The 12,105-nt window shown below is 69.1% G+C and carries 15 protein-coding genes; 7 read left to right on the plus strand and 8 right to left on the minus strand.

Annotated features, from left to right (window positions below):
* Positions 1-6 precede the first annotated feature (6 nt).
* A complete protein-coding gene (gene greA, locus ACQ66R_RS01690; RefSeq protein WP_430418659.1) occupies positions 7-486 on the minus strand; it encodes a transcription elongation factor GreA in 480 nt (159 codons plus the stop codon).
* A gap of 188 nt (positions 487-674) precedes the next feature.
* Between greA and ACQ66R_RS01695 the strand changes: the two genes are divergently transcribed.
* The 3 genes from ACQ66R_RS01695 to ACQ66R_RS01705 all read left to right on the plus strand — a co-directional run bounded on the left by ACQ66R_RS01695 (position 675) and on the right by ACQ66R_RS01705 (position 2,721).
* On the plus strand, positions 675-1,241 hold the full coding sequence (locus ACQ66R_RS01695) for an OmpA family protein (protein ID WP_430418661.1): 567 nt from the start codon (positions 675-677) through the stop codon (positions 1,239-1,241).
* 88 nt (positions 1,242-1,329) lie between these two features.
* The gene (locus ACQ66R_RS01700; RefSeq protein ID WP_430418663.1) at positions 1,330-1,734 is read left to right on the plus strand and encodes a hypothetical protein; all 405 of its coding nucleotides are present in this window, start codon (positions 1,330-1,332) and stop codon (positions 1,732-1,734) included.
* A 189-nt stretch (positions 1,735-1,923) separates the two neighbouring features.
* Positions 1,924-2,721 carry an EamA family transporter gene (locus ACQ66R_RS01705; RefSeq protein ID WP_430418665.1) on the plus strand — a complete coding sequence of 266 codons (798 nt, stop codon included), beginning with the start codon at positions 1,924-1,926 and terminating at the stop codon, positions 2,719-2,721.
* A gap of 3 nt (positions 2,722-2,724) precedes the next feature.
* Here ACQ66R_RS01705 and ACQ66R_RS01710 read toward each other — a convergent pair whose 3' ends face one another.
* Positions 2,725-3,459, minus strand: a complete 735-nt coding sequence (locus tag ACQ66R_RS01710) for a GNAT family N-acetyltransferase (protein ID WP_430418667.1) — start codon at positions 3,457-3,459, stop codon at positions 2,725-2,727.
* Positions 3,460-3,951: 492 nt separating this feature from the next.
* Here ACQ66R_RS01710 and ACQ66R_RS01715 point away from each other — a divergent pair, with 492 nt between their 5' ends.
* Complete coding sequence (locus ACQ66R_RS01715) at positions 3,952-5,568, plus strand: winged helix-turn-helix domain-containing tetratricopeptide repeat protein (RefSeq protein ID WP_430418669.1); 1,617 nt, start codon at positions 3,952-3,954, stop codon at positions 5,566-5,568.
* 46 nt (positions 5,569-5,614) lie between these two features.
* The gene (locus ACQ66R_RS01720) at positions 5,615-7,810 is read left to right on the plus strand and encodes an NAD(P)-binding protein (protein ID WP_430418670.1); all 2,196 of its coding nucleotides are present in this window, start codon (positions 5,615-5,617) and stop codon (positions 7,808-7,810) included.
* Between the two features lie 80 nt (positions 7,811-7,890).
* On the opposite strand, the gene ACQ66R_RS01725 is transcribed toward ACQ66R_RS01720, so the two are convergent.
* The 3 genes from ACQ66R_RS01725 to ACQ66R_RS01735 form a co-directional block, all read right to left on the minus strand.
* Positions 7,891-8,499, minus strand: a complete 609-nt coding sequence (locus tag ACQ66R_RS01725; protein WP_430418672.1) for a hypothetical protein — start codon at positions 8,497-8,499, stop codon at positions 7,891-7,893.
* Positions 8,500-8,501: 2 nt separating this feature from the next.
* Complete coding sequence (locus ACQ66R_RS01730; RefSeq protein ID WP_430418673.1) at positions 8,502-8,759, minus strand: hypothetical protein; 258 nt, start codon at positions 8,757-8,759, stop codon at positions 8,502-8,504.
* Positions 8,760-8,855: 96 nt separating this feature from the next.
* On the minus strand, positions 8,856-9,356 hold the full coding sequence (locus ACQ66R_RS01735) for a hypothetical protein (protein WP_430418675.1): 501 nt from the start codon (positions 9,354-9,356) through the stop codon (positions 8,856-8,858).
* A 66-nt stretch (positions 9,357-9,422) separates the two neighbouring features.
* Between ACQ66R_RS01735 and ACQ66R_RS01740 the strand changes: the two genes are divergently transcribed.
* Positions 9,423-9,674, plus strand: a complete 252-nt coding sequence (locus tag ACQ66R_RS01740; protein ID WP_430418677.1) for a hypothetical protein — start codon at positions 9,423-9,425, stop codon at positions 9,672-9,674.
* A gap of 13 nt (positions 9,675-9,687) precedes the next feature.
* Here the strand turns inward: ACQ66R_RS01740 and ACQ66R_RS01745 are convergent, their stop codons facing one another.
* A complete protein-coding gene (locus ACQ66R_RS01745; protein ID WP_430418679.1) occupies positions 9,688-10,086 on the minus strand; it encodes an MAPEG family protein in 399 nt (132 codons plus the stop codon).
* A 162-nt stretch (positions 10,087-10,248) separates the two neighbouring features.
* Between ACQ66R_RS01745 and ACQ66R_RS01750 the strand changes: the two genes are divergently transcribed.
* Positions 10,249-10,410 carry a hypothetical protein gene (locus ACQ66R_RS01750; RefSeq protein WP_430418681.1) on the plus strand — a complete coding sequence of 54 codons (162 nt, stop codon included), beginning with the start codon at positions 10,249-10,251 and terminating at the stop codon, positions 10,408-10,410.
* Positions 10,411-10,474: 64 nt separating this feature from the next.
* Here ACQ66R_RS01750 and ACQ66R_RS01755 read toward each other — a convergent pair whose 3' ends face one another.
* Together ACQ66R_RS01755 and ACQ66R_RS01760 are read right to left on the minus strand one after the other, a co-directional pair.
* Positions 10,475-10,903 (minus strand): DoxX family protein, encoded by a 429-nt coding sequence (locus tag ACQ66R_RS01755; protein WP_430418683.1) that lies wholly within the window; start codon positions 10,901-10,903, stop codon positions 10,475-10,477.
* A gap of 234 nt (positions 10,904-11,137) precedes the next feature.
* Positions 11,138-11,815: a PEPxxWA-CTERM sorting domain-containing protein gene (locus ACQ66R_RS01760; protein ID WP_430418685.1), complete on the minus strand. Its 678-nt coding sequence runs from the start codon at positions 11,813-11,815 to the stop codon at positions 11,138-11,140.
* Positions 11,816-12,105 lie beyond the last annotated feature (290 nt).

Raw genomic sequence — 12,105 nt, forward strand, 5'->3', positions numbered from 1 at the left:
CGCGCGTTACCGCACCGCCACCACCTCGACCTCGCCGCCGCCCACCATGGCGACGTCGCCAACGACCTTGCCCATCAGGGCCCGCGCCAGCGGCGAGACGTAGGACACGCTCCCCTGCGCCGGGTCGGCCTCGTCCTCGCCGACGATGCGGAAGCTCTGGCGCCGCCCGTCCTCGCGCTCGATCTCGACCGTGCGGCCGAACTGCACCACGCCGTCCTGCGGCTCGGGCTCGGTCAGCTGAGCGCTGGCCCGCCGCGAACCCCAGTAGCGCAGGTCCCGCGTCGCCCGGGCCATGGCCGTGCGGTCGGCGCTGATGCCCCCGTCGGTCTGCGCCCGCGCATAGGCCTCGCGCGCCGCCGCCAGCTCGGCCTCGATCGCGGCCAGCCCGGTCGCGGTGACCAGGTTGGCATGCGCCGAGATCGGCCGATCCGGCAGGTCCGCCGCCTGAGCCTCGTAGTCTTCCTCGCGCGTGAATGCGACCGCCATGGGTTGATCATATCTGTCGTCGGACAACGCGGCCACAGCCCGTCGCGTTCACCCCGTGCAGCCCTGCGGCGCCCTGCCGCACCCCCGACCCTGCCACCAAATCGCGCCTTCGGCGTTTGCCCCACGCTGGAAGCCTGACCGGAAAGGCGGCTCACGGGGGTGAGAGACCTGCAACGGAGAAGACAAGCATGGGTGCTCGCAAGAGCCTGCTCATCGGGGTGGCGCTGATCGCGGCGGGGGCCGCAACGACCGGCTGCGCCACCAAAAAGTACGCCCGCGAACAGGCGGGTATCGTGAACGCGCGGGTCGACGCCGTCGAGCCACGCGTCGCCGCCGTCGAAGGCACGGCCAGGGACGCCCTCGACCGCGCCACGGCCGCCGGTAAGCTCGCCGAGGGCAAGTTCCTGTACCAGATGGTCCTGCAGGACGACGCGGTGAAGTTCGCCCTCAATAAGGCCGAGCTGTCGCCGGAGGGTGAGGCCCGCCTCGCCGCCTTCGTCGAAAAGCTGAAGGCCGAGAACCGGAACGTCTACGTCGAGATCCAGGGTCACACCGACGCCAGCGGCGACCCAGACTACAACACCAAGCTGGGCGAGAGCCGGGCCGAGGCGGTGCGGCGCTATCTCAACGTCCACGGCGTCGCCCTGAACCGGCTCAGCACCATCTCGTACGGCGAAGAGAGCCCGGTGGCGCCGAACGAAACGCCGGACGGCCGCGCTCAGAACCGTCGCGTGGTTCTGGTGGTGATGTCCTAGCCGCGGCAAGGACCGCAGGGCGCGGGCAAGCCGCGCGCCCTGCGGCTCCGGACTTGCGGCGCACGCGCTTCTCGCTCATGCCCTGCGCATGAGCACATTTCCCTCCGACGCCGAGCCCGGCGGCGGCTTTGACGCCGACGACTGGGACCGCCTGCCGGCCTTCACCGGTGCCCTGGCCACGCTCGACGACGTCCAGGCCCGCCGGGCCATCTTCTCGCTGGCCGACACCCAGAACGGCCGGCCGATCGACATGCCCCTGCCTCAGCCGGTGATCTGGTGGAGCGAAGACGGCGACCAGGCCGCCATCGCCGTCCAGGCCGAGGCCCACGACAGCGATGAGGGCGAGACGATGGAGGTCCTGGGCCTGATCCTGCCCGACGGCGAGGGCGCCGTTGCGCTGCTGGAAGACGTCGACCTTGTCGATGACACTGACCCCACCTGGCGCGACCTGGTCGCCGCCGCCGTCGGCGACGAGACCGGCGACGAGGGGTAGTCGCGCGCGCGGCGGTCTGTCCGCGCCGCCGCAACTGGTCCCTTCGCCCCCAGGGGCCGACTCCCTGTAGCCGGTCTCCTTCGGAGGACCCCTTGCCCGCCAGCCCCCCCCCGCGCCGCGACGCTCGCCATCCTGCTGCCCATCGCCGCGGTGCTGGTCGCGACAGCCGCATTCCAGGGCGGCGCCTCGATGGCCAAGTCGCTGTTTCCGGTCCTGGGGGCCCAGGGCACGGCGACGCTGCGGATCATCCTGGGCGCGCTGATGCTGCTGGCGGTCACCCGGCCCTGGCGCAGCTGGCCCGCCCGGGCGCCGGTGCTGCCGCTTCTCGGCCTGGGGCTGGCTACCGCCGGCGCGGTCCTCTTCTTCTACCTCGCGCTGGGCCGGCTGCCGCAGGGTGTGGCGATCGCGCTGCAGTTCCTGGGGCCGCTGGGCGTCGCCATCGCCGGCTCGCGCCGCGCGGCCGACCTGATCTGGACGGCGTTGGCCGCCGCTGGCGTCTGGGGCCTGGTCGGCCACGACATGAGCGCCGGGACCGGGCTCGACCTGCTGGGCGTCTTCTGGGCGCTCTGCGCCGCGGCGTCATGGGCCGCCTACATCGTCTGGGGCCAGACGGCGACCCGGGCCTTCGGACGGGGCACGGCGCCGCTTGCCGTGGCCATCGCCGCGCTGGTCATCCTGCCGTTCGGCGTGGCCCAGGCGGGCGCCGAGCTGCTGCGCCTCGACCTCCTGCCCTGGGCGCTGCTGGTGGCTCTGGTCTCTACAGCAATCCCGTTCACGCTCGAGATGTACGCGCTGAACCGGCTGCCCGCGAAAACCTTCGCGGTCCTCACCAGCCTCGAGCCGGCCCACGGCGCCCTCTTCGGCCTGCTGCTGTTGCACGAGACCCTGGCGCTGTCGCAGCTGGGCGGCCTCGCCGCCGTCATCGCCGCGGCCTGCGGGGCCGCCTGGACCAGCCGCCCCCGCACACAGCTGCCTGCGCCGGACTAGGCGTCATGCCGCCGTCAGACGGGTCATCACCAACTCCCGCCGGAACCGGAACCCCAGCCTTTCATAGATCGCGATCGCGCCGGTGTTGGCCGCGTAGGCGTGCAGAAACGGAATCTCTCCCCTTGCCCGGATGCGCCCCATCACCACGCGCATCAACGCTGCGGCGTAGCCGCGCCCGCGATGGTCTGGATCGGTGCAGACGCCGCTCACCTCCGTCATTCCGTCGGGCTTCATCCGCTCGCCGGCCATGGCGACCAGTCGCCCGTCCACCTTCACGCCCACGAAGTCGCCCAGCTCGGCCGTCCGGGCTATGAATGGCCCCGGCCGGGTCAGCGTGGCCAGGGCCAGCATCTCGGCTGCATTGGCCGGCCCCAGGTCCAGTATGTCGGTTTCGGCCGCCGGCGCGGCCGCGACCGGCGCGTCCGCGATCATCTGCCAGGCCATATCCTGCGACACGACCCGCGTCCCTGGGATCGTAGGCGGCGCCTGCGGCTCGACCAGCGCGACATCGCCCATCTCACGCACCATCGCGCCCAGGGCCGCCCGGCTCTCCGGGGTCTCACCGATCAGGACCGCGAAGACCCCATACGCCGGGTCCAGCCGGCGCGCACCGCCGCGCACGATCCCAAGCTGGGCCTGCCGCGCGCCTGTCAGCATGGCCAGAATCGGCCGGTCCAGGGGGTGGGCTGGTTTCACGGCGCGGCCATAGCCCAGCTTCACGCCCAGGTCCCGGGCCAAGGAATGAACCGTTGGCCCGAAAACGAAAAAACAGCCCCCGACCCGGCCGAGGTCGGGGGCTGTGAAACGCCTGCGGTTCAAGGAACCGAGGCCTCGCTGGGATGGTCTGTCCGCCCTGCTGGCCCCCCCGGGCCACCAGAACAGACACACCGTAACGGGCCGAAACCCGCACGGAGCCCCGCGATCAGCTCCTTCCGCCTTCGACCAGGACGTTGTCCGTTTCCGCGCACCCTGCGGGATCGGGACGAGACGCCGGCCGGAGACGCGAGCAGGTTGTCGGGCAACCCACGCCTCGGAAGCAGTCAGAACCGAAGGATAGATCACCACCCAACCGCCGGATTCGACAGGGACCCCACCCGATCTTTCCCCGAGCAGAATCCGATCTTTGGCGCTTGGTTGGCGGGTCAGGCGCAACTAGGTTGAGGGCGCGGCCGAATCCGGGGGCCGTCGCGGCCTGCCGGCTCTCGCCGCGATCATGGGGATCTGACGACGATGCAGCTGGCCCATCAGGCCGCATTCAGGCTGGGCGACATGGAAGTGCGTCCCCCGACGCGCGAGGTCGTGTCGCCGCATGGTCGCGAAGTGCTGCAGCCCCGGGTGATGCAGGTTCTGGTCACGCTCGCGAACGCCGAGGGCGCGGTGGTCAGCCGCGACGATCTCATCGAGAGGTGCTGGGACGGCCGCGTGGTCGGCGAAGACGCCATCACCCTGGTGATGATGAAGCTGCGCAAACTCGCCACCCGCACCGGCGGCGCCTTTGCGGTGGAGACGATCCCCCGCGTCGGCTACCGGCTGGCCGCAGACGGTTTGGGCGTGGGCGCGCCCGTCGCACCCCGCGCGTCTTCGTCCGCCGCGCCCGAGCCGCCGCGCGCCGCCGGCCGCGATCGGCCCCGCATCGTGGTTCTGGAGTTCACCCACCCCCCCGGCGACGAGGAGCAGGCCTGGTTCGCCGAGGCCCTGGCTGACGAGCTGACCGCGGGGCTCGCGAAATCGCCGCTGTTGGCGGTCACGCCCCGTCAGGCGCTGCTGACGTCCGATGTCGTCGGTCATCCGCCGGGCGCCATCTCCGCGCGCTTGGGCGTCGACTACGTCCTCGACGGCAAGGTCCGCAGCCTGGGCGGTCAGGTCCGTGTCTCGGTCGATCTCATCCAGGGCGTCGATGAGACCAGCGCCTGGTCGGCCCGCTTCGACCGGCCCATGGCCGACATGTTCTCGATGCTGGACGAGATCACCAGGTCGATCATCGGCGCCATAGAGCCCGCCGTCCTCGAACGGGAAGAGAGCCATGCGCTGCTCACGCCCGAGCGAAGCCTTCAGTTCTGGCAGCTTTTCGTCCGCGGCCGCCGCCACTTCTGGCGCTCCACCGCCGAGGACGTGCGCAAAGCCGAGGGTTTCCTGGAACAGGCGCTGCAGCTCGAGCCGGACGACGTGTCGGCCCTGGCGATCCTGGCGCACTGCAAGCTCTATGGCGTCTGGGTGGGCGCGTCGGAAGATCCCCCCGCCGCGATCGCGGAGGCGCACCGCATCGCGCTGAAGGCCGTTTCCGCCGGCCAGTCCGACGCCTTCGCCCATTACACGCTGGGCGTCGTCTTCTCGCTGATGAACCGGTTGACCGAGGCCAAGGCCGAGCAGCGCCGCGCGCTCGAGCTCAACCCTTACCTGGCCGCCGCGTCGGGCGAGATGGGCCGTCTGCTGGCCTTCGAAGGCCAGTCGCAGGATGCGATCGCATTCTCCGAGCGGGCCATCGCCGCCAGCCCCAACGATCCTCACAGCTGGCTGTGGTTCCGCAGCAAGGCGATCGCCAACTTCGTGGCCGGCGACTACGAGCGCGCAGCGCAGGACGCGGCCGACGCCTGCGCGCGGGGCGCCGAGCGCTTCCCGCTGCACTACCTTCTCGCGGCGGCATACGCGGGCGCGGGCGACCTGGATCAGGCCCGCCGCGCCGTCGACCACGCCGACCGCCTGGCGAAATCCCGGGCCGGACGCGAGCAGCGGAATACCCCGCCCTACTCGCTCGAAGCCCTGAAGACCGGCCATCCGTTCGCAAGAAGCGAAGATCTGGACCGCCTCGTTAAGCATCTACAAAAGGCTGGGTGGCAAGGTGTCTAGGTCAACAACCTAGGCGGGACCGCGACGGAACGTCGCGGAACACATCATGACCCAATCGACCGCGCCACAGAAGGTGGCGATCCTGGGCGGCGGCATGGGCGCGCTTTCGACAGCGCTCCAGATGACCAGCCTGCCCGACTGGCAGAAGCATTTCGACATCACGGTCTACCAACTCGGCTGGCGCCTTGGCGGCAAGTGCGCGTCCTCGCGAGGCGCCGACGAACGCATCGAGGAGCACGGCATCCACGGCTTCATGGGCAGCTACTTCAACGCCCTGCCGATGATGTCCGAGGTCTACGAGGAGCTCGGCCGCAAGCCCGGGATGCCCCTGGCGACCTTCGAGGAAGCCTTCATCCCCTCGGACTTCACCATGTCTTGGGAGTACCGTGACGGCGGCCTGATCCCGTGGCCCGCGCGCCTGCCCCCGAACGACATCCCGCCCACCGACGGCAGCTACTACCAGGGCGTCCCCACGGCGATCGCGGCGATCATCGAGGAGACGCTGAAGACGCTGGAGTCGACAGCAGACCTCCCCGGCTTCATCGAGGGCGGCATCCAGCGCATCATGAGCCGGGCCAAGGCCTCGCTCGAGGTCCCGCTCAGCGAGGGTCCGGACCACCCGCTGGTCGGGGAACTCACCACCATCCGCAGCCTTGTGGCGGGCGCCGCGCGGCTGGTCGACACCCTCGCGCCCAAGCTGGCCGACAAGCAGACCGACCTGCGCCGGGCCCTGATCACGCTGGACTTCTACGCCACCGTCATCATCGGCGCCCTGACCGACAACGTGCAGGTCAAGGGCTACGACGATCTCGACCGCGAGAACTGGAGCGACTGGCTCACCCGTCACGGCATCGCGCCCGAGACCCTGGCCTCGCCGGTCCCGCTCTCGACGGTCAACATCTGCTACCAGAGCCCCGACGGCGACACCTCGCGCGCCGCGGTCATGGGCGCCGGCTGCTACCTCGACTGGACGCTTCGCGGGGCCGCCTACATGGGTTCGCTGATCTGGAGCTTCGCAGCGGGCACCGGCGAGACCGTCGTCGCCCCGGTCTACGAGGTGCTCAAGCGCCGCGGCGTGAAGTTCGAGTTCTTCCACAAGGTCGAAAACCTGGTGCTCAGCCACGACAAGACCTCGGTCCAGGAGATCGAGTTCACCGTCCAGGCGACGCTCAAGCACCCCGAGCGCGGCTACCAGCCGCTCATCGACGTCAAGGGCCTGCCCTCCTGGCCGCGCCGTCCGCTGTACGACCAGCTGAACGAGGGCGAGTACCTGCGCCTCCTCGATGTCGACCTCGAGTCCTACTGGTGCGGCTGGCCCACGGCCGAATTCCCGTATCTGAAGGAGAAGAAAGTCCTCTCCAAGGGCGAGGGCTTCGACCAGATCGTCTTCGCCATCTCGGTAGGGGCGATCCCGTACCTGTGCAAGGAACTCGTCGACCATTCGCCAGCCTGGAAGGGCATGGTCGACAACCTCCCCGCCCTGACCACCCAGGCCATGCAGATCTGGCTGTCGAAGGACATGTACGAGATGGGCTGGGCCGAGCCGCTGATCGGCAACGAGCTGGCCATCTCGGGCACCTACTTCTGCCCGCCCAACGGCAACGGCAATTTCCCCGGGCTGCTCAAGTGGGAAAGCTGGCCGGCCGACAACCAGCCGCGCGCCATCTGGTATTTCTGCGGGCTGATGGCCGACTACGAGCCGCCGCCGCCCTTCACCGACACGGACTATCCGCGCCGCGCCGCCGAGCGGGTGAAGGCCCAGTCGATCCAGTATCTTCAGACCACGATCGGCACGATGCTGCCCAAGGCCACCGTCCGCGCCGCCAATGGCCTGGGCGACCCGATGGGTCTGGACTTCAGCCTCCTGGTCGACACCCAGAACCCCAACGCTCAGGGCGTCCAGCGCTTCGACAGCCAGTTCTGGCGCGCCAATATCGACCCCACCGAGCGATACGTCTCCTCACCCCCGGGCAGCGTCGACTACCGCCTCGAAGCCTGGGGTTCGGGCTATTCCAACCTCGTCCTTGCGGGCGACTGGATCTACACCGGCCTCAATGTCGGCAGCTTCGAAGGGGCGGCCATGAGCGGCAAGCTCGCCTCGCATGCCCTGACCGCCTACCCGCCGCTGAAGGACATCATCGGCTACCCGACCGTGCCCCGGCCGCAGATATCGGCCGACCGGCCGCACACCCCGCCACCGTCCTTCGAGACCGAAATCCCGGCCATCCGCCTCGTCGGCTGACCCGTTCCACCCGCGATGACTGAGTTCAGACTTGCGGCGCGCCGGCCTCCGGCGCGCCGCGGCTTTGATCGACCAACCGCTCAGGGTGCGAGCCAAACCTCGAAGTGGAGGGCGTTCACATTTGCATAGGCACCGACGTACGAAAGGCGCACGGGGCCACCCAGGCACGCTCGAACCGTCTGCGCCAGTTGCTCGGCCTCGGTCGCTTCGTCCTGATGGAAGTAGCGGACCTCATTCTGCGCCGGACCCCGCTGCACGACTTCGTAGGGCGGTACGCGAGCGCCGCCGGCCCTTAGCACACTTGCGCATCGTCGATAGACCTCCGCCTGCCCGGCCGACCTCACTTGAAAGTAGACCCGCGGCGTGCTCACCCGCTGCGCCTCCGCGAGTGTCTGCTGCGCGCCACGCGTGTCGCCCTTGGCGATCTCCTCATAGGCCTGCTTGGTAACGGCCTTTTCTTCGAGCAGCGCCCGCTTCTGCGCCGCGATGCTCGCCAGCAATTGGGCCTCCTCCTTCCGGAGCGCACCCACGCGCGCGGCCTGCTCCGCTTCGGCCTTCGCGAGGTTCTGAAGCTGCAATGCGCTGCCAGCGAACGCGGCCAGGATCACGGCCCCACCCACGAGGCTGAGCAACGCCGCGCGCCGCGAGTTGCGCCGGATCGCCAGCGCCTGCGGATCGTCGGTCGACATCCTTAGCCCTCCCGGAGCAACTTGGCGGTCTCGGTCCACAGAAAGAGCACCCGCCCCTGCGACACGGCAATCAGGCCGGCCGGCCCGAACATGGAGACCATCGCGTTCAGCGACGTGTCGTTGTCCAACAACTGATAGCCGAACCAGAGCAGCCCAAGGGACGACACAAGGCAGAGGCCGAGATGCACATTGCGTTCGGCGCTGTAGGACTCGTGGAGGAAGCGAGCCGCCTCCATCCGCTGTTCGAATGGCAATGGCATCTGCAGCGCTCCCCTCACCCCCACCACGCTACTATTGCGGGCAAATCTCTCCGCAACAGGCTCGCGTAGTAGCTACTGCAATCCTTGATCGGTCAATCACAGTGGCGTCTTCTTTAGGGGCGCATTGCGCGCCGCCTTCAGTTCGGCGCAGCCCTGCGGCTCCTGGGTCCACATCAGGTGCGCGATGCGCCAGCCGCCGTCGTCCCCCTGTACGAGGTCGAACACATCCACGCCGCAGTGGGTGACCTTGCCGTCCCGCAGGAACTCGTAGGGCGCCCAGACCATCGCGATCCGGCCCCGGCGCATCACCACAGGGTCCCACATCCGTTCCTCGATGTCGGGCGCCTTCACGATATCGGCCGCCCACGCCTGGCCGGGGAAGCGGGCCAGCGTCGTCCCCTCGGGCCGCACCCGCTGTGAGGTCAGCATCGCATCGGGCAGCAGGATCGCCTGCAGGGCGGCGACATCCTTGGCCTTCATCGCCCCGAAGAACCGCTCCACCTGGGCCACGACGGCCGCGTCGTCCGCCGGAGCCGCGAGCGCCGATCCGCTCCACATCGCCGCCGCGCCGGCCAGTCCCGCCAGGAATCGCTTCATCGCCCCGTTCTCCATTTGCCGCCAGCAGACACGCCTTCAGCCCCCGCCGTCCAGGATCTGGGCTTGATGACGATCAAGGCGGCCGCGGGCGACCGGGCGCAGTCAGGACCCCTCGCCCTCGAGGAGGCCACAATGCCGCTCCATCCTTCCGGCGACCGTCGGCGGCCCCTGCGCCTCGCGAAGGTGACCTGGGATCGCCACGACCTGACGGCGCGCCAACGCCTCGCGCGCGAAGCCGCGATCCTGGGCTACCGCCTGGTCATCGTCTCCCAGGACGGCGTGGAGCACGAAACCTCCGACAACTTCGAGGCGTCGTGACCCCGGCGCGTCGCTAGGGCGCGGTGAGCACGGCGGCGGCGATCATGATCAGCCCGGCCAGGCTGACCAGCCAGACCAGCGAGCGCAGGTTGCGCACCCCGAAGGCGTAGAACGGCACATAGGCCACCCGACCCCAGAAATAGATCTGCGCGCCCAGCACGGTCATCGTCGTGCTGATCCCGGCCACATGAGCCACCAGCACGAAGCCGGCGAATAGCGGCAGCGTCTCGAACAGGTTGGCCTGCGCCCGGCTCAGCCGCTCGGCGTGCGCCGACAACGGCGGCATCGCCTCGTCCCGCGGCCCGGTGTTCCACTTCAGCCCGTACTGGCGCGTCCGCGCCACGTCGAACAGCAGGATCTGCACGAAGGCCAGGACCAGCGTCCAGGCCAGCATCTTCAGCTCGATGGTCATCGAAGTCCCCCGACCCGCGCGCGCCTCTCCCGGGCCGCGCCCGCCGCCAGAGAAGGCTTGCGCCGCCCCGCCGTCAATCCGCATCGGGCCGGCCACGGGAACCCAAAGCTATGCCGTCCGCTTTAGCTGCTCCTCGCGACCCCACAGCCAAGGCTCAACACCATGTCCATCCTGATCTTCGCCGTGATCGTTCTGATCGTGGCCGCCCTCATCGCCTGGGCCGTCCAGAAGCTGCCGCTGCCCTCGCCCTTCGGCATGATCATCCAGGCCCTGATCCTGATCATCGCCGCGGTCGTCATCGCCCAGCGCGCGGGGCTGTTCTAGCGGCCGAATGGCTGCGTCCCCCTCCCGTCGGGAGGGGAAACGCGGCCGGAAGGGCTCGCCCCGATTAGCCGCCAGCCGCCACAGCCGGGCGTCTTCGCAGGGGCCAGTCGATCACCCCGCCGGCGAACAGCGCCCACCACACGAACACCGGCTGAAACGCCAGCCGCGGCGCATGATACGGCCACCAGGCGTCGGCCCCGTGCGCCGCGATAGCGTCCAGCGCATGCTTGATGTTGGCCGGATAGACACACACCGCATACAGCGCCAACCCAATCGCAGCGGCCCGCCGCAGCGGCCTCACGCCCACCAGCGCAACCGCGCCCAGCACCTCGGCCACCCCCGTCGCGGCGATCACGAACTCGGGCCAAGGCACCCACGCGGGCGTGATACTCAGGAAGACGCCCGGCGACCGCAGGTGCGCCACACCCGCCGCCAGGTAGACCAACCCAAGCAGAACCCGCAGGACCGCCTGGGCCACGTTTCGTCTCGCCATCTCAGTCCTCGCCAATGCCCGCTTTGCGGCTTTGGGGGCATGGCGCCCCGACACCCAAGCGGTGTCACCCGGCTGTCGCATCCGCAAGAGCCCGCGACCTCTGCGGTGGAAGTCCTCAACTGTGCTGACGGCGTCCGGCGGGCCGCGCCCGCCACAGCCGATCCGTCTTCAGCCCAAAAGCAGAAAGCCCCGGCGCGGAGCCGGGGCTTTCCATTGGATCGCTCTGGGCCGAAATCAGGCCACGACGGCCCGGCGACGCCGCAGCGTGGCGCCGGCTAGGCCGAAGCCGCCGATCATCAGGGCCCACGTGGCCGGCTCGGGCACCGCCGCCGCGGTCGGCCCCGTGACCAGGACGTTGTCGATGATCGGCGAGGCGCCGGAGTCGGAGAACTCGGAGAACGACAGGGTCGTGCTGCTGCCGGTCGCGACGAAGCTGAAGTTGTGCGTCGTTCCGGGGTTCGTGCCCGCGGCCAGGTCGACGCCGGTGATCGAGGCGTAGTTGGCGGCGCCGACGTCGGCGAACAGCGACCAGTCGCCGCCCGTGATGTTGTCGCCCCAGTACAGGAAGCTGACGTTGTAGGTCTCACCCGCGATGAGGTTGGTCAGCGCGTGGCTGATCTTCGAATTGGCGCCCTCGTTGAGCAGAATGGCCTGGTCGCCGTTGGGGTCGTCCAGGTTGCTGGCCACGAAAACGCCGTTGCCGGTCACGGTCCAACCGTTCGCCGAGGCCGCGGGGTAGTGATACTGGGTGTTCTCCCAGCGATCGCTGAAGTGGGGGAACGACCAGCCGGCGCCGAGAAACGCCGAAGAGTTGAAGTCTTCGCTGAGCACGACGCCGGCATTGGCCTGCGTCCCCCCCAGCGCCAGCGCCGCAGCGACTGTCGCAGCGGCCAGAATGGACTTGGTCTTCATTGAGAATATCCCTGCTCAGGCGACGCCGGTCCCCCCGGGTCCTGGATCGAGGTAGGGAGACGTGAGCATCACCGTCAACGATGGCAGGGCACATAATGAGTAATCGAGGCTTAGAAGTTCCCCTATGTGGGGAATTCATCTGATCGAATGCTTAACAGTTCCCCTGGATGGGGAATTCATATTCAATCCTCGCCTTTGCGGGGAGCCTAGATTAATACAAAGCACCGGTCGCAACTCAAACGCGCACGATCGGGGAGCTGTCCCTTTCCGAGTTGCGCCGCCAGGCAAGC

The organism is Phenylobacterium sp., from assembly GCF_965284355.1.
Lineage (GTDB): Bacteria > Pseudomonadota > Alphaproteobacteria > Caulobacterales > Caulobacteraceae > Phenylobacterium.

What these genes read in the sequence shown, in the direction of transcription:
- ACQ66R_RS01730 (WP_430418673.1), bottom strand. Translation starts at nt 8,759, where the DNA reads ATGCCATTGCCATTCGAACAGCGGATGGAGGCGGCTCGCTTCCTCCAC.
- ACQ66R_RS01715 (WP_430418669.1), top strand. Translation starts at nt 3,952, where the DNA reads ATGCAGCTGGCCCATCAGGCCGCATTCAGGCTGGGCGACATGGAAGTG.
- ACQ66R_RS01725 (WP_430418672.1), bottom strand. Translation starts at nt 8,499, where the DNA reads ATGTCGACCGACGATCCGCAGGCGCTGGCGATCCGGCGCAACTCGCGG.
- ACQ66R_RS01760 (WP_430418685.1), bottom strand. Translation starts at nt 11,815, where the DNA reads ATGAAGACCAAGTCCATTCTGGCCGCTGCGACAGTCGCTGCGGCGCTG.
- ACQ66R_RS01750 (WP_430418681.1), top strand. Translation starts at nt 10,249, where the DNA reads ATGTCCATCCTGATCTTCGCCGTGATCGTTCTGATCGTGGCCGCCCTC.
- ACQ66R_RS01745 (WP_430418679.1), bottom strand. Translation starts at nt 10,086, where the DNA reads ATGACCATCGAGCTGAAGATGCTGGCCTGGACGCTGGTCCTGGCCTTC.
- ACQ66R_RS01720 (WP_430418670.1), top strand. Translation starts at nt 5,615, where the DNA reads ATGACCCAATCGACCGCGCCACAGAAGGTGGCGATCCTGGGCGGCGGC.
- ACQ66R_RS01695 (WP_430418661.1), top strand. Translation starts at nt 675, where the DNA reads ATGGGTGCTCGCAAGAGCCTGCTCATCGGGGTGGCGCTGATCGCGGCG.
- ACQ66R_RS01755 (WP_430418683.1), bottom strand. Translation starts at nt 10,903, where the DNA reads ATGGCGAGACGAAACGTGGCCCAGGCGGTCCTGCGGGTTCTGCTTGGG.
- ACQ66R_RS01735 (WP_430418675.1), bottom strand. Translation starts at nt 9,356, where the DNA reads ATGAAGCGATTCCTGGCGGGACTGGCCGGCGCGGCGGCGATGTGGAGC.
- ACQ66R_RS01705 (WP_430418665.1), top strand. Translation starts at nt 1,924, where the DNA reads ATGGCCAAGTCGCTGTTTCCGGTCCTGGGGGCCCAGGGCACGGCGACG.
- ACQ66R_RS01740 (WP_430418677.1), top strand. Translation starts at nt 9,423, where the DNA reads ATGACGATCAAGGCGGCCGCGGGCGACCGGGCGCAGTCAGGACCCCTC.
- ACQ66R_RS01700 (WP_430418663.1), top strand. Translation starts at nt 1,330, where the DNA reads ATGAGCACATTTCCCTCCGACGCCGAGCCCGGCGGCGGCTTTGACGCC.
- greA (WP_430418659.1), bottom strand. Translation starts at nt 486, where the DNA reads ATGGCGGTCGCATTCACGCGCGAGGAAGACTACGAGGCTCAGGCGGCG.